Consider the following 24,458-nt stretch of genomic DNA (forward strand, 5'->3'; position numbering starts at 1 on the left):
TTTCACTAGGAAATACTTGTGGGTTTAATTGGAATAAGATATAATTTTACCAATGAGAAATGAAGCAGGAGGTGGAAAGATGATTTTAATAAAGCATGGAAGGGTTATGGATCCTGAGACAGATTTTGATAAAGTAACAGATGTGGTACTGGATGGAGATAGAATTGTCAGGATTGGTGAGATAGAAGAAACAGAAATATATGAACAGGTAATTGATGCCAAGGGATGTATCGTAGCTCCTGGACTTATTGATGTACATGTACATTTCAGGGATCCTGGATTTACTTATAAAGAAGATCTGGAAACCGGTTCAGCAGCGGCAGCAGCTGGTGGATTTACAACGGTGGTTTGTATGGCAAATACAAAACCAGTGGTGGATTCTGTGGATATTTATGAGGAAATTCAGAAACGCTGTGAACAACTTCCAATCAAAGTATTGCAGGCCGCAGCTGTTTCAAAAGGATTTAAAGGGGAAGAGCTGGTTGATATGGATGCTTTGTATAAAGCCGGAGTAAAAGGTTTTACAGATGACGGACTTCCATTAATGAATCCGGATGTGGTAAAAAAAGCTATGGAGAAAACAGCCCGGCTGGATGTTCCAATCAGTCTTCACGAAGAGGATCCTTCTTATATTAAACAGCCTGGTGTAAATCAGGGAAATGTATCAGAAAAGTTAAATTATGGTGGTGCTTCCTATCTTGCAGAGGCAGTGATGGTAGAGCGGGATTGTAAACTGGCTTTGGAAACAGGTGCAACAGTGGATATTCAGCACATCAGTTCTGCCCAGGCGGTGGAATATGTAAAAGAAGCGAAAGAGGCAGGAGCTCATGTGGTAGCGGAAGCTTCTCCACATCATTTTACTTTAACTGAGGAGGCGGTTTTAAAATATGGCACTTTAGCAAGAATGAATCCTCCTCTTCGTACGGAAGAAGACCGGCAGCGTATTATAAAAGGTCTTCAGGAAGGAACCATAGAGATTATTGCAACAGATCATGCACCGCATTCAAAAGAAGAGAAGGAAAAGGATCTGGCATCTGCACCAAGTGGAATCACAGGGCTTGAAACTTCTCTGGGGCTGGGAATTACAGAACTGGTGGATAAAGGATATTTATCCATGATGGAACTTTTAGAAAAGATGACATTAAATCCGGCAAAACTTTATCGTTTGGAACAGGGAAGACTTCAGGAAGGAAAACCGGCAGACATAGTAATCTTTGATCCAAAAGAAAAATGGATTGTAAAAGAGTACAAATCAAAAGCATCCAATTCTCCATTTACCGGATGGGAACTGACTGGAAAAGTGAAGTATACCATTTGTAATGGAAAGGTAGCAAATTAGATGTGAAATGACTCGCAATCGATTTTTGAGTCATAAAAAATAAGAAAAACTCCAATGTTTTTGTCATATTTGTATCTGTTAAGTTGTTTATAATGAAACAATTTAAAGGAGGGGAAATATGAGAAAAGTTGGAGTTTTTTCATTTTAAAGATTTTACAAAAGGTTTATTTTGGATTTTACATTTAACAGAAAGTTTACATAACCAGACTTTTTGATTTTACAAAGCAACGGTAAGATAAATCTTGTAAATGAAATTACTCAAAAGGAGAGAGTCAGATGAGAAAGAAATTATTATCATTATTATTAGCAACTGTTGCAGCAACAACACTTTTGACTGGATGTGGCGGAGGATCATCTAGTAAGGATACAAAAAGCGAAGAAATTGCTGTTGTATCCAGAGAAGATGGTTCTGGAACCAGAGGGGCTTTTATTGAACTGTTTGGAATTGAAGAAAAAGATAAAGACGGAAATAAAGTTGATAAGACAACAACTTCCGCACAGATTACAAACTCTACATCTGTAATGATGACTACGATTGCAGAAAACAAAGCAGCTATTGGTTACATATCTTTAGGTTCTTTGAACGATACAGTTAAAGCAGTAAAAATTGATGGAGCTGAACCTAGCGTTGATACAGTAAAAGATGGATCTTACAAAATCGTTCGTCCATTTAACATTGTAACAAAAGAAAAATTAAGCAAACAGGCTCAGGATTTCCAGAACTTCATCATGAGTGCTGAAGGACAGAAAATCGTTGAAGATAACGGATATATCAAAGCTGATGAAAATGCAGCAGCATACAAAGCTAATGGAGCAAAAGGAAAAGTTGTTGTAGCTGGATCATCTTCTGTAACACCTGTTATGGAAAAAATCAAAGAAGCTTATGCTAAAGTTAACAAAGATGTAACTGTTGAAGTTCAGCAGAGCGATTCTACAACTGGTGTAACAAATGCAATTGATGGTGTATGTGATATCGGAATGGCATCTCGTGACTTAGCTGACAGCGAAGCTAAAAAAGGAGTTAAAGCTACAGTTATTGCAAAAGATGGTATTGCAGTAATCGTAAACAAAGATAGTGAAACTGATGAACTGACAAGTGATCAGGTAAAAGCAATCTTTACAGGTGAAACAACAACATGGGCTGATGTTAAATAATCAGCTGGATTTAAATGAGGAATGTAGTTTATGAAGAAATATAAAGAACAAATTATGAATGTTGTATTCTTAATTGCAGCATGTGCTTCTATCCTTGCGGTTGCTTTGATTTGTGCTTTCTTGTTTGTAAATGGAATTCCTACCATTGGGAAAATTGGATTCGGCAATTTTATTGCGGGTAAGATTTGGATGCCAAAGAATGGATTCTTTGGCATTTTCCCTATGATTCTGGGAAGCCTTTACATAACAGCAGGAGCTATTATCGTAGGTGTGCCTATTGGGATTCTGGCAGCAATTTATATGGCAAGATTTTGTAATGATAAAGTATATAAGATTTTAAAACCGGCAGTAGAGCTGCTTGCAGGAATTCCATCGGTTGTATATGGATTCTTTGGTATGGTAGTTTTGGTTCCAACATTTCGTGAGGCATTTGGAGGAACAGGAAACAGTATCTTTACAGCATCTATTCTGCTTGGAATCATGATTTTACCAACTATTATTGGTGTTTCTGAAAGTGCTATCCGTGCAGTACCTAACAGTTACTATGAAGGATCTCTTGGACTTGGAGCAAGTCATGAAAGAAGTGTGTTTTTTGCAGTTCTTCCTGCAGCAAAATCAGGAATCCTTGCAGGGGTGGTTTTAGGAATAGGTCGTGCTATTGGAGAAACCATGGCAGTTGTAATGGTAGCAGGAAATCAGGCAGTAGTACCGGATGGTATTTTTAAAGGGGTTAGAACATTAACATCTAATATCGTATTGGAAATGGGGTATGCAACTGATCTTCATAGAGAAGCACTGATTGCAACAGCAGTAGTATTGTTTGTGTTTATCCTGTTAATCAATCTCTCCTTTGCAGCATTGAAGAGAAAGGAGGATTTCTAAAATGGAGGCAGTGAAAATGATGGAACCAGAAGATAAAATTCAGGGAATCAATCATGTTACCTGGAAACAGAAAATGAAATCATATAAAAGAACACCGTTATCATTTTTTCTATGGCTTGCAGTTAATCTGGCAATGCTATTGACTGTGCTTGTACTGTTTTTCCTGATTGGATATATATTGATAAAAGGAGTTCCTTTCTTAAACAAAGACCTTTTTGCACTAAAATATACAAGTGATAATGTATCATTATTCCCTGCGATTATTAATACCCTGATGATGACCGGACTGGCACTGCTGTTTGCTGTACCTCTTGGAATTTTTGCAGCGATTTATCTTGTGGAATATGCAAAGAGAGGAAATAAGCTGGTTGACATTGTTCGAATCACAGCAGAAACATTACAGGGAATTCCTTCTATTGTTTATGGACTTTTTGGAATGTTATTTTTCGTAACTGCATTAAAATGGGGATTATCTATTCTGTCAGGAGCAGCGACTCTGGCTATTATGATTCTTCCTTTGATTATGCGTACAACAGAAGAGGCATTAAAATCAGTTCCGGATTCTTTCCGTGAAGGAAGTTTTGGTTTAGGAGCAGGAAAACTTAGAACAGTATTTCGTATTGTACTTCCTTCTGCGGTACCTGGAATCTTATCAGGAGTCATTCTTGGAGTAGGAAGAATTGTAGGAGAAACAGCTGCGTTAATGTATACAGCTGGTACAGTAGCTGAGATTCCGAAAAATATCATGGGATCCGGTCGTACCTTATCTGTTCATATGTATGCACTTTCTTGTGAGGGTCTGCATGTAAATCAGGCATATGCAACAGCTGTTATTCTGTTGGTTACAGTATTACTGATCAATGCGATTTCAGCGTTTATAGCAAAACGAATTTCGAAAGGATAAAAGGATGGAAACAACAAAATTTAAAATAGATAATTTAGACTTATATTATGGTAAATTTAAAGCATTAAAAAATATTAATCTGGATTTACCATCAAATAAGATTACAGCATTTATTGGACCTTCTGGATGCGGGAAATCTACATTACTGAAATCCCTGAATCGTATGAATGATCTTGTAGAAGGATGTAAGATTACAGGAAGTGTGACATTAGATGGAGAAGATATTTATGGAGATATGAATGTAAATGTCCTTCGTAAAAGAGTTGGAATGGTATTCCAGAAACCAAATCCTTTTCCTATGAGTGTTTATGATAATATTGCTTATGGACCAAGAACCCATGGAATCCATAAAAAAGCAGAGTTGGATGAAATTGTAGAAAAGTCACTGAGAAATGCAGCAATCTGGGATGAACTGAAAGACCGCCTGAAAAAGAGTGCATTAGGGCTATCTGGAGGACAGCAGCAGCGTTTATGTATTGCAAGAGCACTTGCAGTAGAACCTGAAGTACTTCTGATGGATGAGCCAACTTCTGCTTTAGATCCAATTTCTACTTCCAAAATTGAAGATCTTGCGGTAGAATTAAAATCAAAGTATACGATTATTATGGTAACTCATAATATGCAGCAGGCTGTTCGTATTTCAGATAAAACAGCATTCTTCCTGCTGGGAGAGATGGTAGAATTTGGAGACTCTGATGCTTTATTCTCTATGCCACAGGATAAGAGAACAGAAGACTATATTACAGGAAGGTTTGGTTGATATATTATGAGAAACAGATTTGACAGGCAGCTGATGAAGCTGAATCAGGAAATGATCGATATGGGAGCCTTTTGTGAGGAAATAATTACAGCAGCAGCTAAGGTTGTTTCCACAAAAGATAAGGAACTTATAGAAGATATAAAAAATATGGAAGAGGAAATCAACCATAAAGAAAGAGATATTGAGCGAATCTGTATGAAGCTTTTGCTTCAGCAGCAGCCGGTAGCAACAGATTTAAGAGTAATTTCAGCAGCTTTAAAAATGGTATCTGATATGGAGCGTATTGGAGATCAGGCTGCAGATATTGCAGGGATTATCCGTAAGGAATCAGAGATTTTAGTTTTACGTGAGAATACCCATCTTGATAAGATGGCAAAGGAAACCATAGATATGGTTAGTAAAAGTGTAAAATCCTTTGTAAAACAGGATCTTGATATTGCTCATGATGTTATTAAACAGGATGATGTGGTGGATGACCTGTTTCGTCAGGTTAAGAAAGAAGCCATTCAGTTAATTCATGAGGAACCTGAGAAAGGAGAAGAATATGTTGCCATCGTATTAATCGCAAAATACTTTGAACGTATTGGAGATCATGCTGGCAATATTGCTGAATGGGTTGAATTTTCCATTACAGGAGAATATAAAGGAGGAAGCTTGTGATATTTGTTGTTGAAGATGATCCAAACATTAGAGAACTTGTAACTTACACGTTACAAAGTACTGGATTTGAAGCCCGTGGTTTTGAAAATGGGACAGAATTTGTACAGACAATTAAAGATGGTGTAATGCCGGAACTGGTATTGCTGGATATTATGCTGCCAGGAGAGGACGGTATTTCTATTCTTGGAAAACTTCGTGGCAAATCAGCAACAAAAGATCTGCCGGTTATTATGATGACAGCCAAAGGAACGGAATATGATAAAGTTCTGGGGCTTGATAGTGGTGCAGATGATTATATTACAAAACCTTTTGGTATGATGGAACTGGTTTCAAGGGTGAAAGCGGTATTGCGTCGTTCCAAAAAAGACGAAAAAGATGAAATGATAGTAGGTGACCTGCATATTTATCCTAATAAGCATAAAGTAAAGGCAGCAGGGAAGGAAGTTTCTTTGACTAACAAGGAATTTAAATTGTTAAGTCTCCTTGTGGAAAGTAAAGGAAATGTTTTAAACAGGGACCAGCTTCTTACTAATATCTGGGGATATGATTTTGACGGGGAGACAAGAACTGTTGATGTACATATACGTTCTCTTCGGCAGAAGCTGGGCTCCTGTGGAAGTCTGATCGAGACGGTACGTGGAATAGGATATCGTATCGGAGGTAGTGAATGAAACGTAAAGTATATAACAGCATGGTCTATATAGCGTTAGTTGGAGTAATGATGACGTCCATTTTGCTGTCTATGCTTTCGTATTATCGCTACATGGAGCAGATTAAAGAGGAAATCAGAACAGAGGCTGCTTATATGGCAACCTCTTTGAATTTTCATGAAGGACAGAATTTAGATGCTTATAAGGATTTGACTGCAAGTCGAATTACATGGATTGATTCTGATGGAATCGTTATTTATGACAGCGAAGGACAGAAAAACAAAATGGCCAATCACAAGAACCGTGAAGAAGTGAAAACTGCTGTGGAAAAAGGTAAAGGAGAAGATACCAGATTATCTAAAACCTTAAATGAACAAACGTATTATTATGCTATCAGATTAAGTGATGGGACAGTTTTAAGACTAAGCAGGGAGACTCAGACCATAGTGAAGCAGATGGTAGATTATATTCCGGTATTTCTTTTGATGACTGGAGTTGTTCTTGTTTTAGCCATTGCACTTTCTAAAATTCTTACAGATCGTATTGTGGAACCAATTAACAAAATTGATTTGATTCATCCAAAACAAAATCAGACATATAGTGAGTTGACGCCATTGTTAGATAGAATTGAAAAACAGAATATTGATATTGAACATCAGATTGAAGAAATCAAAGAGGCAGAGAATATGAGGAAAGAATTTTCTGCCAATGTTTCTCATGAATTAAAAACTCCGCTGACAACCATTTCCGGATATGCAGAGCTGATGAAAGATGGATTTGTGAAACAGGAAGATATGGGACGTTTTTCGGCAACGATTTATGAGGAAGCAAGACGATTGATTGCCATGATCGAGGATATCATTAAATTGTCAAAACTAGATGAAAATCAGGTTGAACTGGAAAGAGAAAATGTAGATTTATATGAACTGGCATTTAAGGTAAAATCAGATTTAAGTCTAAGAGCATTGGAAGAAAATGTATCAGTTCATATTTTAGGAATCCATGCAACAGTGAGAGGCGTATACCAGATTTTATATGAAATGTTTTTTAACATGTGTGAGAATGCAATAAAATATAATAAACCTGACGGAAAAGTTGCAATTACAGTTTCTATTATAGAGGATCGTCCTACTGTTATTTTTGAAGATACTGGAATTGGTATTCCAGACGAAGATATCGATCGGGTTTTTGAACGGTTTTATCGAGTGGATAAAAGTCATTCCAATCAGAAAAAAGGTTCAGGTCTTGGTCTTTCTATTGTAAAACATGGTGCAAAATTCCATCATGCAGATATGAGTATTGAAAGTAAAATTGGAGAGGGAACAAAGATTACAATTGTTTTTCCAAAAGATGGGGATTAAAAAAAGAAATACCACATTAACGGCTGTGGTATTTCTTTTTTATTACATTAGGAAAAAACTTGTTACGCTGTTTCTGGTAATCTCTTCCAGATTTTAAGGAAACACTGGTTTATCATAAGTTAAGATATTTCCAGTGGCATAAGCACTGCGGAACTGGTTATACATGATTAAGGAAATTCTCTGTGCATAAGCAGGATCTGTTGAATATTGATGCCAGAAATATGAAGTATTAGGATTGTATCTGTATTTGTAAAGAGTATTTTGTTTATAAGTTGTATTATTTATGTATTCCTGACTGATATATTTTGCAGCTCCATTGATGGCTTTGTCAATGCTGGTCCATCCCATATAATAAGCATAGCTGAAGCCGCATAGCTGTGGATCGTCGTCATAGGATTTAAGGCCATAAAGATTGTATACTTTCTGTCTGGAAATAGTTTTTGTAATGTATTTTCCATTTACCTTTTTAAAACCTGTTACAATTCCGTTTTTATCACGAACAACAGAAGAACCGGAAACAACTTTTGTAATATATTTTCCCTGAGATAAGGTGCTTGTACCATAACCTGTTTCGAAAATTGTCTGACAAAGGAAATATACCGGGTCTATGTTATATGTTTTTGCTGCGGAACATAGAGATGATCCTTTGTTTTTTAAAACACTTCCAGATTTTAGTTTACTGTCTAACATTGAGTTATATGTGGTGCTTCGAACCGGACGGTAAACATTTAACCGAAGAAACTGATAACCATGGGTAGTATCAGATGCCGGGTCGATTTGGGCTTTATAAGTAGCAGCAGTTAGTTTTTCACCATTATAGAAACCAGTCTGTTGTAATTGTGCTTTAATATAATTGGTTAAGTTTTGCGGGTACCTGGTTGAGGTGTTAGCACTATATAAATAGTAATAGCCAGTTTTGTTGATATGTATTCTTTTTTCATATGGAATATATGAATATTCCAGTCCCAGATTGGAAATCAGAGCATTAGCAGGAAGCAAAATTATTGTTTTGCCGGTTGTGTAGTACTTGACCTTAGTAGGAGCTTTGGAAAAAGTTTTCTTCTTGCCATTTAAATAGTAAGTACGCTTGCCTACATATGCAGTCAGTGTCCTGGTACCATATTTTAAAACCAGTTTTCCAGATTTTTTGTTGTAGCTTCGTTTTACTTGTGGACCGCTGGATACCAGATAATCATAATAAGGAATCATATTGATTCCGCTGATCTGGATTCCAGGATATTTAGAAGAAAGATTATTCTTTGCGTAAGTAAATGAAAGCTGTTTGCCTGTATAATATCTTGTTTTACCACCATAACGAATTTTTAAGGGTGCTGCCTGTGCGTTTTCAGGTGGTGTTATACAAGCCAAAAATGAAGCTGTCAGTAAGCAGGCAACCAGTTTTTTTATTTTCATTGAATGCTCCTCCTGTTTTGTAAAATTTTAACATAGAAGTCATGATTTTTCAATTATTTCGCAATGACTTTGAAATGAAGACGTAAGACATAATGCAAATTTTATAATGATTTACACAAAATAGAAATGGAACAGAATTGACAAAGGAAAGAAAATTTGCTATTATGAAATACAAAGATTTTAGTACACTAATGTGCTAACAGAATAGATTTGGAGGAGCGAAGGATGAAAAAGGTTTTAGTAGCATTATTAACTACTGTACTTGCCGTTTCCATGTTTACCGGATGCGGAAGCAAAAAAGAGGAAACAAAGAAGGATGATTCTCTGACAAAGATTCAGGAAAAGAAAGAATTGGTCCTTGGATTAGATGCATCATTCCCGCCAATGGGATTTACAAATCAGGATAATGACATTATCGGATTTGATATTGATCTGGCAAAAGAAGTTGCCAAGAGAATGGATATTAAGCTGAAATTACAGCCAATTAACTGGGATTCAAAAGAACAGGAACTGGATACAGGAAATATCGACTGTATTTGGAATGGACTTACATACAGTGATGAAAGAGCTGAAAAAATGTTATGCTCCACTCCATATATGGAAAATCATCAGGTACTGGTACTTCCAGCCGACAGCAAAGTTAAAAAGCTGACAGATCTGAAAGGACAGACAGTAGAAGTTCAGAAGGGTTCAACTGCAGCTGATGCAGTTGATAAGACAGATGATCTGAAAGATTCTAAGATCATTACTATGGCAGATAATGTTCAGATTTTAAATGATCTTGGACATGGATGTCAGGCAGCTGTTATGGATGAGGTTGTTGCAAAATATTACACAGCAAAAGACAAAGGTAAATACAAAGTTTTGGCAGCAAATCTGGCAACAGAAGATTATGTCATTGGATTTAGAAAAGATGACAAAGCACTTTGTAAAGAAATTGAAAACCAGCTGAAAGACATGGCAAAAGATGGAACTTTAGCAAAAATCAGCAAGAAATGGTTTAACGAAGATATTACAACGATTAAATAAGAAAAGAACAATGAAGGAAGGGGCTTTTGTTGGCAAAAGTCCCTTTTTGTCTTTTTAAGATATTTACTTAAAAAAGAAGTATAGGAGTTATGAAAAATTATGGATCAAATACAAAGTTTTCCGGAGATTGTAAAGCTGTTAATTGAAAATGGATTAAAAGAAACATTGACTCTTTTTACTCTGACATTGGTATTTGGACTAATCCTGGGACTTGTTGTTGCAAAAGGAAGAATGTCAAAATTACTGATTGTGCAGATGCCGGTAAGGTTTTTCCTGCTGATCATGAGAGGAACACCTTTGATTCTGCAGTTATATGCTTTCTATTTTGGACTTTATTATGTGGCTGGATTGAGTCTTGATCGTATGACAGCTGCAGTTATAAGTTTTACATTAAACTATTCAGCATATTTTGCAGAGATTTACCGAAGTGGTATTCAGGCGGTTCCAAAGGGACAGTATGAAGCTGCAAAAGTTCTTGGGTTCAGTAAATCACAGACATTTTTCAAGATTGTTCTTCCTCAGGTAATTAAGATTATCATTCCATCTATGGGAAGTGAATGTATGACTCTTGTAAAAGATACATCTCTTGCCCATGTTGTAGGAGTTATGGAAATTTATGTTGTTGCAACTAATCAGATGGCAAGAAGCCGTGGAATGATTTATCTGGTTGTGGCAGGTATTTTCTATTTGATCATGAATACAGTTGTATCCAAAGTATTCTCAATCATTGAGAAGAAAATGGATTATTACCGTTAAGGAGGAGAGAGGAAATGAGTATTTTATCAGTAACAAACTTACAGAAGAAGTTTGGAGATCTTACAGTACTGAAAGATATTTCCTTTCAGATAAATGATGGTGAAATTATTTCCATTATTGGATCTTCAGGTTCAGGGAAATCTACATTATTAAGATGTATGAATCAGCTGGAAACAGTAACCAGCGGTACTATTGAAATCAATGGAAAAACATTGGTGGATACTCAGAATGGAGTTCCTGTTTATGCAGGGAAAGACGTGCAGAAGAGTATTTTAATGGAAACAGGATTTGTATTTCAGAATTTTAATCTGTTTCCACATTACAGTGTTTTAAGAAATATTATGGAAGCGCCGGTTTGTGTGGCCGGTGTTCCAAAAGAAGAAGCTAAAAAGAAAGCTATGGAACTGTTGAGAAAGCTTGGATTGGAAGCAAAGGCAGATGCATATCCCTGTGAATTATCAGGGGGACAGTCTCAGAGAGTATCAATCGCCCGTGCTCTTGCACTGGAGCCCAAGATTCTCTTTTTTGATGAGCCCACATCTGCACTTGATCCGGAACTGACCGGAGAGGTTTTAAAAGTAATAAAATCTCTGGCAGATCTGCATATGACTATGGTAATCGTAACTCATGAAATGGCTTTTGCGAAAGAAATTTCAGACAGAGTTATTTTCATGGATAAAGGTATCATTGTGGAAGACGGATCTCCGGATGAAGTGTTCCAGTCATCAAATGCGAGAACACGAGAGTTCCTTGGCAAATACCATGACATACAGTAATGTTGTAATACAGAAATCGTATTTTAGAAGGGAGATACTATGGTAAAGGATATGCCTAACAAGTTTTCAGAGGTAACACCTGAAATTAGACAGCTTGCAGAAAAATGTAACAAAAAGATAGATGGGGAGCTTTTTGAGAAATATGACGTAAAACGAGGACTCAGGAAACAAAATGGAGAAGGTGTATTAGCTGGACTTACCAATATTTCCATGATACAGTCATACACAATGGTTGATCGTGAAATAGTGCCATGTGAAGGAAAGCTTTATTATCAGGGAATTGATATTGAAGATATCGTAGAGGGATTTATCTCAGAGGATCGTTTCGGATTTGAAGAGGTTGCGTATCTTCTTTTATTTGGAGAGCTTCCAAACGCAGATGAATTAGATTCATTTAAGAATATGCTTTCAGAATATCGTCAGTTGCCAACAAATTTCGTGCGTGACATTATTATGAAGGCACCAAGCCGTGATATGATGAATACATTAGCAAGAAGTGTTCTTACACTGTTCTCTTATGATGATCATGCCAGTGATATTTCATTGCCTAATGTATTGAGACAGAGCATTCAGCTGATTGCATTGTTCCCGGTACTTGCAGTATATGGTTATCAGGCATATTCTCACTATGAGCGAGGAGAGAGCTTGTTTATTCATTTGCCACAGGAAAATTTATCTACTGCAGAAAATATACTGTATCTGTTAAGACCAGATAGCAGTTATACAAAGCTGGAAGCAAAGCTTCTGGATATGGCACTTGTACTTCATGCAGAACATGGTGGAGGAAACAACTCAACCTTTACGACTCATGTGGTTTCTTCTTCAGGAACAGATACATATTCTGCTATTGCGGCAGCTCTTTGCTCTTTGAAGGGACCAAAGCATGGTGGTGCAAATATTAAAGTTGTTCAGATGTTTGATGATTTAAAAGAAAATGTTAAAGACTGGGAAAATGAAGATGAGATTCGTGAATATCTTTTAAAACTGCTTCATAAGGAGGCATTTGATAAAGCAGGGCTTATTTATGGTATGGGGCATGCAGTATATTCAATTTCTGACCCTAGATCAAAGATTTTGTCCAGATTTGTAAAACAGTTATCTGAAGAGAAAGGAAGAATGAAAGAATATCATTTGTATACTTCCGTCGAACGTCTGGCAAAAGAAGTTATAGCCCAAGAGAGAAAAATATATAAAGGAGTCAGTGCAAACATTGACTTCTACAGTGGATTTATCTACAGTATGCTGGGACTTCCACACGAGTTGTATACACCATTGTTTGCCATTGCGCGTATTGCGGGATGGTCTGCTCATCGAATGGAAGAACTGGTTAATGGAAATAGAATTATCCGTCCGGCATACAAGGCTGTTGCGCCTGCTACAGAATATGTGCCATTGGATGAAAGATAATAATATGTACAAAGTAATCAGGATAGTCAGCTAAGGAATATTGTATCAGACAGTGAGTCTTGGAAAATATAATACAGCAACAAAATCAGATTGATTTTGTTGCTGTATTTGTGTTTTACATTTATTGTGCCGTGGAAGATGAATCTTCCTGATATGAGTCAAGATCATCCGGGAGGGTAACGGTTACTTTCTTTCCAGGATCTTTGTAGGATATATCCATGGATATGGTGATTTTTCCATCTTCGCCAGTGCTGCTTTCCATTACCATTTTAACAGATTCTTTTAAAATATTATCATCCTTATCTAAAGTACGTTTTCCAGAAAAACTGCTGATTTTAATGGATTCATCCATTGTTTCAGATGTGGCATCGGAACTGCCTGTTAAAGAACCTGCCTGAGCTAAAAGGCTGTTTACATATTTATTCAGCCCATCTTTACTTAGCTTGTAGCTGAGTACCTGATTGCCGTCATCTTCTGAAAGTTTTAAATCTGTATAATATTTTGCAGGTATTGAGGAACTTCCGGTAATATTTTCTACCTGTTTTTTCATATCTGAGATATTCATCTTTATTTTTTGCTTGGTACCATTACCATTCATATAATAGTATCCATCAGAATAGTACATTTTAAAATTAATAGATTGTCCCAGAACAGACATGGAAGTATCCATACTCATTTTCATGGTATCTTTGTTTGAATCTACTACTTTTGCGGTGAAAGCCATAGTGAAATTCATACTGGATGATGTTGACGATTCGATCTTGTATTTTGCTTTGCCTGCCATATCAGCAGAAGTCATGTCTTTAGATTTTGTTATGCTAGCTTGTAGAACTTCTTTTGGGGTACGTTTTTTTGCACATGCAGTCACGGAAAAAATAAGAATACATGCAAGTAAAAGTGCAGATATTTGTTTGATTTTCTTTTGCATAGCTACCTCCTTTTAAATGTCAGCCAGATGGCTATTTTGTTTACTTATATTATATGCCATTTTGTCATGTGGGTAAACAGAGAAATATTTGACATTGGAAATTATAGGAACTAAACTAAAACTGGAGGTGATGCTTATGGAGAAGTCTTTTTATCTAATGTCAGATGTAGATCAGCTGGAATTGCATGTTCTTTTAATGGAGCCAGAGGGAGCGCCCAAAGGAATTATTCAGATATGTCATGGAATGGCAGAGCATAAAGAAAGATACATTGCTTTTATGGAAACTCTTTGTGAACAAGGGTATGTAACGGTTATACATGATCATCGGGGACATGGAAAGAGTATCCGCAGTGATGGAGATCTGGGGTATTTTTATGATGATACAGGGGAAGCCATTGTTGATGATGCTCATCAGCTGACTATGTGGATGAAGAAGAAATATCCGGGAATTCCGTATCATTTATTTGGACATAGCATGGGATCTTTAGTGGTGAGATGCTATTTGAAAAAATATGATAAAGAACTGGATTCACTGGTTGTATGTGGAAGTCCAAGTGAAAATCCCATGGCGGGATTTGCAGTGGGACTTGCAAAAATCATGTGCAGATTCGGGGATAAAAAACCGGGAAATTTATTTCATAAAATAGCATTTTTTACATATGGTAAAATTCTTGAAAAGGATGAATCACCTAACGGATGGATTAGCTATAACAAAGAAAATGTAAAAAAATATGATGAAAATCCATTGGATGGATTTATGTTTACTAATAATGGTTTTTTGAATTTGTTTTTACTGATGAAAAATACATATAGCAAAAAGGGATGGGATCTTCGCCATCCATCTCTTCCGATTCTGTTTATTGCAGGAGCAGAAGATCCTTGTATTGGTTCTAAAAAACAATTTACACAGGCAATTAATTTCCTGAAACACCAGGGTTATAATCATGTACAGGGAACTTTATTTTTGAACAGGAGACATGAAATATTAAATGAAGATGATGTAGAAAAGGTATATAATGTTATATTAAGTTTTTTTTCCGCAGCCGAAAACAGCTCCCTGCAGTAAAATGCAGAGAGCTGAAAAGGACTTGTCCGATTTGTTATTCCATCCAGAGGAAATCCATATATTTTTTATTTTGCTTTTCCCAGTCTGCCTCGCAGTGATGTCCACCCTCCTGACAGTAGAGACGTGTTGTAACACCTTTTTTGTTAAGTTTATTTGCATACATTTTGTTACAACGTGCCATATAACTGTTTTGATTATATTTTGGTTTGTCTTTGGAAGGTTTCAGCTCATCTGTACCCCAGGATAAATAGATTCTTGTGTCAGGACTTAAATCAGTTTTATCAATCTCAGCTTTTAATCCTTTCTGACAGATAGAAACGCAGCTGGACAGACATGCTGCCTTTGAAAATACATCATTGTGATGTATTACTGTGTAAAGAGACATTAATCCACCCATGCTGGAACCGCCGATAGCAGTACACTGACGGTTAGAATATGTACGATATTCTTTATCAATAAAAGGTTTCACCTCATCTACGATCCACTGAGCTGTCTGTGCACCAATTCCATTAATATCTTCAAAGTGTTTGTTTTTCTTAACATCATATGGACAGTATTCACTTAAACGTTCATCGCCTACATGTCCGCATTCGATTCCTGCGATAATCATAGGCTTTTCCCACTGGTCCATAAATTCTTTCAGCCCCCAGCACTTTCCATATGTCGCATAACTATCGAAGAATAGATTATGACCATCAAAAAAGTACATTACAGGATAGCGTTCATTCGTCTGGTCATAATTGTCAGGTAAATAAATATGTAATGTACGCATCTGTCCGGTTGGAGTAAATAAAAGGTCGTGTTGTAAAATCATGGTGTAATCTCCTTTCTGTTGATCTGCGTATTGTATACGAAATACAAAAGCATATTATGAAGATTATTATCACATAAAAAAGTAAGAAATGCAAATCACATTTTTAGCACTCGACTCTTGACAGTGCTAATAATCGGTGTTATATTACAAATAGAACATAAAAGGATAAAACCCAGACTTTTGGGATAAGATAGATTAAAGGAGGGATAATCATGAATATTAACAAGTTTACTCAGAAGTCCATAGAAGCAGTTAATCAGTGTGAGAAGATTGCATATGATTATGGACATCAGGAAATAGATCAGGAACATTTTCTATATAGTCTGCTAACAGTAGATGAAAGTTTAATATCCAGTCTTCTGGAGAAGATTAATATTAATAAGGAAGCATTTATCGGGCAGGTTCAGGAACTGCTGGCTAAAAAGCCTAAAGTATCTGGTGGTCAGGTTTATATGAGCAATGATCTGAATCAGGTTCTCTTGCATGGAGAAGATGAGATGAAGGCTATGGGAGATGAATATGTTTCCGTAGAACATCTTTTCCTGGCAATGATCAAGCACCCGAATAAAATAGTAAAAGAGCTTTTCAGAGGGTATGGAATTACCAGAGAGAGATTTCTTCAGGCATTATCTACAGTACGTGGAGGTCAGAAAGTAACCAGTGATAATCCGGAAGCTACTTATGACAGCCTGGAGAAATATGGTTACGATCTGGTAAAACGCGCCAGAGAGCAGAAACTGGATCCGGTAATCGGACGTGATAGTGAAATTCGTAATGTGATTCGAATACTGTCCAGAAAATCTAAAAATAATCCGGTATTAATTGGAGAACCTGGTGTAGGTAAAACTGCAGTTGTGGAAGGTCTTGCACAGAGGATTGTTCGCGGGGATGTTCCGGAACAGCTGAAAGATAAAACCATTTTTTCACTGGATATGGGATCTCTTGTGGCAGGCGCTAAATACAGAGGAGAATTTGAAGAGCGTCTAAAGGCAGTTCTGGAGGAAGTAAAGAAGAGCGATGGTCAGATTATCCTGTTTATTGATGAGCTGCATACCATTGTTGGTGCAGGTAAAACAGATGGGGCTATGGATGCAGGAAATATGCTGAAACCAATGCTTGCCAGAGGAGAACTTCATTGCATTGGTGCTACTACATTAGATGAATATCGTCAGTATATTGAAAAAGATCAGGCATTGGAACGGCGTTTTCAGCCGGTTACAGTGGATCAGCCGACAGTAGAAGATACGATTTCTATTTTAAGAGGTATCAAAGACCGTTATGAAGTGTATCATGGTGTAAAAATTACAGATGGTTCTCTTGTTGCTGCTGCAACATTATCCAATCGATATATTACTGACAGATTTTTGCCGGATAAAGCCATTGACCTGGTGGATGAAGCATGTGCTATGATCAAGACAGAGATGAATTCTTTGCCTGCTGAACTTGATGAAGTTCAGAGAAAGATTATGCAGATGGAGATTGAAGAAGCGGCTCTTAAAAAAGAAGATGACCGTTTGAGCAAAGAACGTCTGGAAGAGCTTCAAAAAGAACTTGCTGAAATGCGTGAAGATTTCAAAGCAAGAAAAGCAAAATGGGAAAATGAAAAAGCTTCAGTAGAAAAAGTCTCCAAGTTAAGAGAAGAAATTGAAGCAGTCAATAGTGAAATTCAGATTGCCCAGAGAAATTATGACCTGAATAAGGCAGCAGAACTTCAGTATGGAAAATTACCGGAATTGAAAAAACAGCTGGAAGAAGAGGAAGAACGTGTGTCAAAAGAAGATCGTTCTATGGTACGTGAAAGCGTAACAGAAGATGAAATTGCGAAGATTATTTCCAGATGGACAGGAATTCCAGTTGCAAAATTAACAGAAAGTGAAAGACAGAAAACATTACATCTGGATCAGGTACTTCACGAAAGAGTTGTAGGACAGGATGAAGCTGTAGAACTGGTAACAGAATCTATCATTCGTTCTAAAGCAGGAATCAAAGATCCTAGTAAACCAATCGGTTCTTTCCTGTTCCTTGGACCAACTGGTGTAGGTAAGACAGAACTGGCAAAGGCATTGGCAGAAAGTTTATTTGATAATGAGCAGAATATCGTGCGAATTGATATGAGCGAATATATGGAAAAGCATTCTGTTGCCAGACTGATCGGAGCACCTCCAGGATATGTTGGATATGAGGAAGGAGGACAGTTAACAGAAGCTGTTCGAAGAAAACCATATTCAGTTGTATTATTCGATGAAATTGAGAAAGCACATCCAGATGTGTTTAATGTATTATTGCAGGTATTAGACGATGGACGAATTACCGATTCCAAAGGAAAAACTGTAGACTTTAAAAATACCATTTTAATTATGACATCTAATATTGGTTCCTCTTATTTACTGGAAGGTATTGATAGTCAGGGAAATATTACAGAGGAAGCACAGAATATGGTAATGGCAGATTTGAAGAATCATTTCCGTCCGGAATTTTTAAACCGTCTGGATGAAACAATTCTATTCAAACCGCTGACAAAAGATAATATTACCAATATCATTGATTTGCTTGTAAAAGATTTAAATCGTCGATTGGAAGACAAAGAGCTAAAAGTAGAACTCACTTTATCTGCAAAGGGATTTATTGCAGATAATGGATATGATCCAATGTATGGAGCAAGACCTCTGAAGAGATATCTGCAAAAGAGTGTAGAAACACTGGCTGCACGTCTGATCTTAAGTGATGGTGTAGATGCAGAAGATACCATTTTGATTGATGTGGAAAATGGACAATTGACAGCAAGAGTAAAATAAGAAAATGGAAAAAATCCGGCGAAGAAACCGTTTGGTATCTGTCGCCGGATTTTTTATATTTCATTAGAAAAGCAGTTGAAACTGCTGCACATTGGCATGCAAAGCGGAGCAAGTCCCTTTTGATTCCTATTCTGGAGTAATTTCTCCGCAGATTAACTGGATACTTTCGGTTACCATACCAAGATAACTTTCGTCAATCAATGCAACCAAAGCATCCCCAGAGTGAACTTCTGTGCTTCCTTTTGCAATAATTTCTTCCTGGCCACGATTAATGGTAACGATAAGGCAATGATCAGGCCATGGAACATTTTTAATCTTTTGTCCACAGGCTATGGAAGTAGTACCAACAGCAAAACTTCTTAAAACCTTGTTGTCTGGACCCGGGTTTTCCACCATCCCATTTTTAGCAAGAATACGTCCAAGAAGACTTTCATAGATAGGTTCGCTTCTAAGAAGATGTGCAACAATATAACTAATGATACATACAACAGCCAGAGACAGAAAATGTTCAAATGTTCCTGTCATTTCAGCAATTAGTAATATTCCTGTGATAGGTGCACGGACAATGGCCGTAAAAAATCCAGCCATGGAAATGGTAATAAAGTTTGTTATGTAACATGGATCTATGCCGGTTCCGCTGATGATCAGGCTTCCGTAAATTGCTCCTATATATGCCCCTAAGATTAGCAGAGGGAAGAATATTCCCCCTGGTGCTCCAGAACCAAAGCAAAAAGCAGAAAAGAGGAATTTGACCAGTAAAAGTACCAGCATAACAGATACCAGAAGACGATGTCCGGTAATCAGTTCAATCATAGCATGTCCACCGGCAAGTACAGACGGAAGGATATAACCAAGTATACCAGCAGCAAGGAAAGGTAGAATAATACGATATTCCGAAGGAATTATCTTCAATTTTCCATAAAAGTCCTGTCCTTTCAGCATAACAAAATTATAAAAGGCACCGCATAATCCTAATATGACACCTAGTAAGATCAGCATCCAGTAATTCCCCAGAGGGAGAATCTTCTCCAGATGAAAATCAAAAACCGGAGATAATCCAAAAATATTTTTGGAAATAAAGTCTGAAGTTACACATCCGGAAATAACACAGACAAGCATAGAACTGTTGAAGTTTTTCTGGATTTCTTCCAGGGAAAACATTACACCAGCTAAAGGTGCATTAAATGCAGCAGCCAGTCCTGCTCCCGAACCACAGGCAATCATATATCGTTCCTTGGTGGCAGTGGTTTTTGTAACTTTTGCAAGACCTTTTCCGGCCATAGCACCAAGCTGGACAGATGGACCTTCTCTTCCAAGAGACAATCCGCCCAGGATACATAAAGTACCACCAATGATTTTGGATATCAGTACACGCCACCATTTCTGATTCAGATAGCCTTTCATTTCACCCTGAACCTGGGGAATACCACTTCCGGAACACATTCCTTCCCATGCAACAAGTTTTCCCACAAGAAATCCCATGGCTGCAAGAATAAGAAACCATCCAAACATGTAGAAATGATTTCCTTTTGTAAATTCTATTACACGGAACATGATTTTTTCAGCGTTGTTTAATAAAAGCCGGTAAATGACGGAAACACATCCAGCCATAATTCCTACAAGCACTCCATCTGCAACAAGAGAGACAGAAAAACCATGAGGATTTTCAAGTAAATTATTTTTTTGTTTCATAATATTCAGCCTCCTGCTCTTTTCATACACATCTATTTTATTTTAACATAAAACTATGATATAATATGAAAAGATTTTGCGAAGGAGGTCGAATTATGCCGCCAATTACTAATGACTGGGCACAGTACCTGAAAGAAGAATATAAAAAACCGTATTATAGAAAGTTATATGAAACAGTTATGCATGAATATCAGACAAAACAGATTTTTCCACCGGCAGATGATATTTTCAATGCATTTCATTTTACTCCGGTAAAGGATGTAAAGGTAGTGATTTTAGGACAGGATCCATACCATGGAGATGGACAGGCACATGGGCTTTCTTTTTCAGTCAGACCAGGAGTTGAGGCACCCCCTTCACTGGTAAATATTTATACTGAACTGAATGAAGATCTGGGATGTTATATTCCAAATAACGGTTATCTTACAAAATGGGCCAGGCAAGGTGTTATGATGTTAAATACTGTGCTGACCGTACAGGCACATCGGGCTAATTCTCATCGCGGAATAGGATGGGAGGAATTTACGGATGCAGCTATCAGGGTATTGAATCAGCAGGATCGTCCAATGGTTTTTTTATTGTGGGGGCGTCCTGCACAGAAGAAAAAGGCATTGCTTAATAATCCGAAACATCTGATACTTGAAGCACCACATCCAAGTCCGCTTTCAGCATATCGTGGTTTCTTTGGATGCAGACACTTCAGTAAGACCAATGAATTTCTGAAAAAGAACGGACTAGAGCCAATTGACTGGCAGATAGAGAATATTTAAGGAGACAGATAGTGAAATGAGTAAAATAATTTTTTTTGATATTGATGGAACATTGCATTGTTCGGGACTTGGAATACCACAATCAACATTGGATGCACTGAAGAAGCTGATTGAAAATGGACATAAGATTGTTATGTGTACCGGACGAAGCAAAGGAATGATGCCGGAAGAGTATTTTCACATGGGCTTTCATGGAATGATCTTAGGGGGTGGAGCTTATGTGGAATATGAAGGGAAAGTTCTTCACCATCAGTTGATGACTGAGGAAGAAGTCCGGAAAGTTGTTAACTGGGGGAAAGAAGAAGATATCGGAATTATTCTCGAAGGAGAACATTTTGGGTATTATGAGACAGATAACCAAAAAGAATATTATCTCAAAATGGTGGAGAAAACGGAAAGGGATTGTGAAGTTAAGATGCACCCGCTAGAGGAGGCGGCAGATATTCCAAAATGGACATATCACCATATGGATCCCAGCCGAAAGGAAATTATTGAAGATATTCTGGATGGAAAGTATGTGGGAACATATCATCAGCCAGCTAATTCTGTTGAATTTCTGCCAGCAGGTGTAAATAAAGCAAAAGGAATTGAAGAGATATTAAAGGATTCCGGAATCCGTTGGGAAGATTCATATGCTTTTGGTGACAGTGCCAATGATATTGCCATGGTCCAGTATGTTCATTATGGAGTAGCCATGGGAAATGCAGTGCCAGAGTTAATAGAAGCAGCAGAGTATAAGACAGAATGTGCAGATAAGGATGGAATTGCTTTAGGTCTGAAACGGTTCGGGTTAATTGATTAGATGGAAGAGAGGAATAAATGATAAAAGGATTAAAAATCATGGCAATTGCAGCTTGTCTGATGTTTTCTACATCAGTTCCCGTTGCGGCATCCAATGGAGTTGCTACAGAAACCAAAGTAAATGCTGTTCAGCCATCTATTGACGGGAAATCAGGAGTTGTTATTGATGCAAAGTCAGGAAAGATTTTGTTTGCAAAGAATATAGATATGAAAAGTTATCCGGCAAGTATTACAAAGATTCTGACTACTTTGGTTGCCATTGAGAACAATGATGATCTGTATAAAGAGGTAATTTTTTCACGATATGCAGTAAACAGTATTGAACCTGGAAGTACTCATATCGGAATTAAAGCGGGAGAAATAATTCCTTTAAAAGATGTTTTATATGGAATCATGCTGGAATCTGCCAATGAAGCCTGTAATGGTGCTGCAGAAGCAACATCGGGAAGCACAAAAGATTTTGTGAAGCTGATGAATAAAAAGGCAGAAGAGCTTGGATGTACCAATTCTCATTTTGTTACTACAAACGGTTTACATAATGATGATCATTATGTGACAGCCAGAGATATGGCTAAGATTTCAAAAGCAGCATGGGAAAATCAAACATTTCGTAGTATTGCCAATAATTCCAATTATTTCATGGCACCTACTAATAAAGAAAAAAAGGGAAGAGAGCTTTGGAATCATCATAAAATGGTAAAGAGGACAATGTTTCTTTATAGGGGAGCAGAAGGTGGAAAGACCGGTTATACTACAAGAGCAGGTGGAACTTTAGTTACATTTGTAAAACGGGGAGAACAGGAACTGATCAGTGTAGTGCTTCGAGGAAATGGTTATGAGCTGTATCGTGATACCATTAAAATGATGAATTATGCATTTAAGAATTATAAGGTAGTTACACCGTTTAAAGGTGTCAGTAAAACCCTGCAGGATGATAATCTGGGTATATTAAAAACAGGGAATAAGTTATCACCTTATACCCTGCCTTTAAAAAATTTAAATAATATATCCGTATTACTTGCCAGAAATGAAGATCCATCTAAACTGACATATAAATATGTTAGTAATAAAGTGAAAATCAGTTATAATGGTAAAAAGATTGGAACAGTAAAACTTAGTTTTTAGATCTTAAAATAATCAGATTAAGGGCTTCTGGTATGATAGAAATATCGATCGGAAGTCCTTCTTCTAATATTTCACCGTCATAGTCGATAGCAATCTCAGCTGTTTTTTCTGTAGGCTGAACAGATAATTCCTTTGTCTGGAAATATTCGATTGCCGGATGTTTTGGGTGTTCTCCCTGCAGAAATTTAACAACAAGGTCAGGAGCATCTAAAAACAGATTCATCTTTTTCACGATCAGTACGTCAAGATAGCCATCAGAAACAGAAGCTAATGGTGCAGCATCTCCAAATCCTCCAACGCTTTTGGAATTTGCTACAAGGAACAGCATAATATCCTGAGTATCATTATATTCTTTACTTTGAAATTCCAAAGTCATATTCTGTGTCAGCTGTGCTGGAAATTCTTTTACCCCTTCTAAATAATATGCCATTTTTCCGAGAACTGCTTTTTTATCTTTTGGAACCTTATAGGCTATGTCTGTCAGCATACCTGCCGCAAGAACATTAATAAAATATTCGTTATTAACTTTTCCAACATCAACCCGTTTTGTCTGAAACTCTTTGATCATCTTACAGAAATCACTGGCGGTCTGTGGAAGCTTCATATATGTAGCAAAATCATTTACAGTACCAGCAGAGATAATTGCCAATGGGATATCACTGTTGCTGAGAATCAGTCCATTGGTTACTTCATTTAAAGTGCCGTCTCCTCCTACAGATACAACGTAATCATATTCACCTGGCTGCAACCGGGCAGCTCTGTTTTTAGCGTCATCTTTTTTCTTAGTATAAAATACATCAATCTGTGGAGAAATCTCTTCCAGAATCAAGGTTGATGTAATTTCTTTCAGCATAGTTTCAATATTTTGTTTTCCAGAAGATGGATTAATGATAAATAAACCTTTCATTGATATGCCTCCTAATTTTAGATTAGTTTTAATTGTACCATATGTTGGAAACACGAACAACGGAAAAAAAAAGAAAAGTGTCAGAGAAATCTGACACATAAAATGTTCCCGAGGTGATTCGAACACCCGACCTACCGCTTAGGAGCACCACGCTACGGTGTCAAACACAGTTAAGCGAAGTGCTCCTAAGTCAAGTAAAATCAAGGCTTTTTTCGGTTCCGAATCCCGTCCGAGACAATCCTTGTTATTCTTTGTTATTAGCTGTACACCCCTTTTTGTTAACAAACCTTTGGCATTTGCCACCATTTGGGGAATGTTCACGAGAAAGTTCGAAGGCATAAATATCGATCACCGGAAACCTCTGACAAAACGGAAATGGTGAAACAATATTCAATTTTTCGAATCATTCTTTTTACAAATTTATTATACTACAAGAATACTAATTTGTTAAGAACTTTCGTCCACAAC

General features: G+C 37.1%; 22 protein-coding genes. 17 read left to right on the forward strand and 5 right to left on the reverse strand.

Features of this window, described 5'->3' with window-relative positions; genetic code table 11:
- The first annotated feature begins 79 nt into the window (after positions 1-79).
- From KTB61_RS12345 to KTB61_RS12380, 8 genes are all read left to right on the forward strand, one after another.
- Positions 80-1,339 (forward strand): dihydroorotase, encoded by a 1,260-nt coding sequence (locus KTB61_RS12345; protein ID WP_216697635.1) that lies wholly within the window; start codon positions 80-82, stop codon positions 1,337-1,339.
- Between the two features lie 276 nt (positions 1,340-1,615).
- Positions 1,616-2,494 (forward strand): substrate-binding domain-containing protein, encoded by an 879-nt coding sequence (locus KTB61_RS12350; protein WP_075759318.1) that lies wholly within the window; start codon positions 1,616-1,618, stop codon positions 2,492-2,494.
- Positions 2,495-2,524: 30 nt separating this feature from the next.
- A complete protein-coding gene (pstC, locus tag KTB61_RS12355; RefSeq protein WP_075759317.1) occupies positions 2,525-3,376 on the forward strand; it encodes a phosphate ABC transporter permease subunit PstC in 852 nt (283 codons plus the stop codon).
- Between the two features lies 1 nt (position 3,377).
- Positions 3,378-4,280 carry a phosphate ABC transporter permease PstA gene (gene pstA, locus KTB61_RS12360; protein ID WP_075759316.1) on the forward strand — a complete coding sequence of 301 codons (903 nt, stop codon included), beginning with the start codon at positions 3,378-3,380 and terminating at the stop codon, positions 4,278-4,280.
- A 4-nt stretch (positions 4,281-4,284) separates the two neighbouring features.
- A complete protein-coding gene (pstB, locus tag KTB61_RS12365; protein ID WP_216697636.1) occupies positions 4,285-5,040 on the forward strand; it encodes a phosphate ABC transporter ATP-binding protein PstB in 756 nt (251 codons plus the stop codon).
- 6 nt (positions 5,041-5,046) lie between these two features.
- On the forward strand, positions 5,047-5,700 hold the full coding sequence (gene phoU, locus KTB61_RS12370; RefSeq protein ID WP_216697637.1) for a phosphate signaling complex protein PhoU: 654 nt from the start codon (positions 5,047-5,049) through the stop codon (positions 5,698-5,700).
- Positions 5,697-6,371: a winged helix-turn-helix domain-containing protein gene (locus KTB61_RS12375; RefSeq protein WP_075759313.1), complete on the forward strand. Its 675-nt coding sequence runs from the start codon at positions 5,697-5,699 to the stop codon at positions 6,369-6,371. Before phoU ends, KTB61_RS12375 begins: the two co-directional genes overlap by 4 nt.
- Complete coding sequence (locus tag KTB61_RS12380; RefSeq protein ID WP_216697638.1) at positions 6,368-7,711, forward strand: sensor histidine kinase; 1,344 nt, start codon at positions 6,368-6,370, stop codon at positions 7,709-7,711. The genes KTB61_RS12375 and KTB61_RS12380 overlap by 4 nt, the downstream gene beginning before the upstream one ends.
- A gap of 93 nt (positions 7,712-7,804) precedes the next feature.
- Here the strand turns inward: KTB61_RS12380 and KTB61_RS12385 are convergent, their stop codons facing one another.
- Positions 7,805-9,124 carry an N-acetylglucosaminidase gene (locus KTB61_RS12385; RefSeq protein WP_216697639.1) on the reverse strand — a complete coding sequence of 440 codons (1,320 nt, stop codon included), beginning with the start codon at positions 9,122-9,124 and terminating at the stop codon, positions 7,805-7,807.
- A gap of 225 nt (positions 9,125-9,349) precedes the next feature.
- Between KTB61_RS12385 and KTB61_RS12390 the strand changes: the two genes are divergently transcribed.
- From KTB61_RS12390 to KTB61_RS12405, 4 genes are all read left to right on the forward strand, one after another.
- Complete coding sequence (locus tag KTB61_RS12390) at positions 9,350-10,153, forward strand: amino acid ABC transporter substrate-binding protein (protein ID WP_216697640.1); 804 nt, start codon at positions 9,350-9,352, stop codon at positions 10,151-10,153.
- Between the two features lie 99 nt (positions 10,154-10,252).
- Positions 10,253-10,909, forward strand: coding sequence for an amino acid ABC transporter permease (locus KTB61_RS12395; protein WP_075759309.1), 657 nt, complete (start codon positions 10,253-10,255; stop codon positions 10,907-10,909).
- A gap of 14 nt (positions 10,910-10,923) precedes the next feature.
- Positions 10,924-11,685, forward strand: a complete 762-nt coding sequence (locus tag KTB61_RS12400) for an amino acid ABC transporter ATP-binding protein (protein WP_075759308.1) — start codon at positions 10,924-10,926, stop codon at positions 11,683-11,685.
- A gap of 39 nt (positions 11,686-11,724) precedes the next feature.
- On the forward strand, positions 11,725-13,092 hold the full coding sequence (locus KTB61_RS12405) for a citrate/2-methylcitrate synthase (protein WP_216697641.1): 1,368 nt from the start codon (positions 11,725-11,727) through the stop codon (positions 13,090-13,092).
- A gap of 121 nt (positions 13,093-13,213) precedes the next feature.
- On the opposite strand, the gene KTB61_RS12410 is transcribed toward KTB61_RS12405, so the two are convergent.
- Positions 13,214-14,020 (reverse strand): DUF6612 family protein, encoded by an 807-nt coding sequence (locus tag KTB61_RS12410; RefSeq protein ID WP_075759306.1) that lies wholly within the window; start codon positions 14,018-14,020, stop codon positions 13,214-13,216.
- A gap of 136 nt (positions 14,021-14,156) precedes the next feature.
- Here KTB61_RS12410 and KTB61_RS12415 point away from each other — a divergent pair, with 136 nt between their 5' ends.
- Positions 14,157-15,086 (forward strand): alpha/beta fold hydrolase, encoded by a 930-nt coding sequence (locus KTB61_RS12415; RefSeq protein WP_216697642.1) that lies wholly within the window; start codon positions 14,157-14,159, stop codon positions 15,084-15,086.
- A gap of 34 nt (positions 15,087-15,120) precedes the next feature.
- On the opposite strand, the gene KTB61_RS12420 is transcribed toward KTB61_RS12415, so the two are convergent.
- Positions 15,121-15,900 (reverse strand): alpha/beta hydrolase, encoded by a 780-nt coding sequence (locus tag KTB61_RS12420; RefSeq protein ID WP_216697643.1) that lies wholly within the window; start codon positions 15,898-15,900, stop codon positions 15,121-15,123.
- A gap of 212 nt (positions 15,901-16,112) precedes the next feature.
- Between KTB61_RS12420 and clpB the strand changes: the two genes are divergently transcribed.
- The gene (gene clpB / locus KTB61_RS12425) at positions 16,113-18,695 is read left to right on the forward strand and encodes an ATP-dependent chaperone ClpB (RefSeq protein ID WP_216697644.1); all 2,583 of its coding nucleotides are present in this window, start codon (positions 16,113-16,115) and stop codon (positions 18,693-18,695) included.
- Between the two features lie 126 nt (positions 18,696-18,821).
- Here the strand turns inward: clpB and KTB61_RS12430 are convergent, their stop codons facing one another.
- Complete coding sequence (locus tag KTB61_RS12430; RefSeq protein WP_216697645.1) at positions 18,822-20,387, reverse strand: ClC family H(+)/Cl(-) exchange transporter; 1,566 nt, start codon at positions 20,385-20,387, stop codon at positions 18,822-18,824.
- Between the two features lie 95 nt (positions 20,388-20,482).
- Between KTB61_RS12430 and ung the strand changes: the two genes are divergently transcribed.
- The 3 genes from ung to KTB61_RS12445 are packed head-to-tail and all read left to right on the forward strand — an operon-like array spanning position 20,483 to position 23,083.
- Entirely contained in the window at positions 20,483-21,157 is a 675-nt protein-coding gene (ung, locus tag KTB61_RS12435; protein WP_216697646.1) for a uracil-DNA glycosylase, read from the forward strand.
- A gap of 16 nt (positions 21,158-21,173) precedes the next feature.
- Positions 21,174-21,959 carry a Cof-type HAD-IIB family hydrolase gene (locus tag KTB61_RS12440; RefSeq protein WP_216697647.1) on the forward strand — a complete coding sequence of 262 codons (786 nt, stop codon included), beginning with the start codon at positions 21,174-21,176 and terminating at the stop codon, positions 21,957-21,959.
- 17 nt (positions 21,960-21,976) lie between these two features.
- The gene (locus KTB61_RS12445; protein WP_216697648.1) at positions 21,977-23,083 is read left to right on the forward strand and encodes a D-alanyl-D-alanine carboxypeptidase family protein; all 1,107 of its coding nucleotides are present in this window, start codon (positions 21,977-21,979) and stop codon (positions 23,081-23,083) included.
- On the opposite strand, the gene KTB61_RS12450 is transcribed toward KTB61_RS12445, so the two are convergent.
- Positions 23,073-23,990: a diacylglycerol/lipid kinase family protein gene (locus KTB61_RS12450; protein ID WP_216697649.1), complete on the reverse strand. Its 918-nt coding sequence runs from the start codon at positions 23,988-23,990 to the stop codon at positions 23,073-23,075. The genes KTB61_RS12445 and KTB61_RS12450 overlap by 11 nt on opposite strands.
- Between the last annotated feature and the right edge of the window lie 468 nt (positions 23,991-24,458).

It is taken from the genome of Anaerostipes faecalis (assembly GCF_018982945.1).
Classification (GTDB): Bacteria; Bacillota; Clostridia; order Lachnospirales; family Lachnospiraceae; genus Anaerostipes; species Anaerostipes faecalis.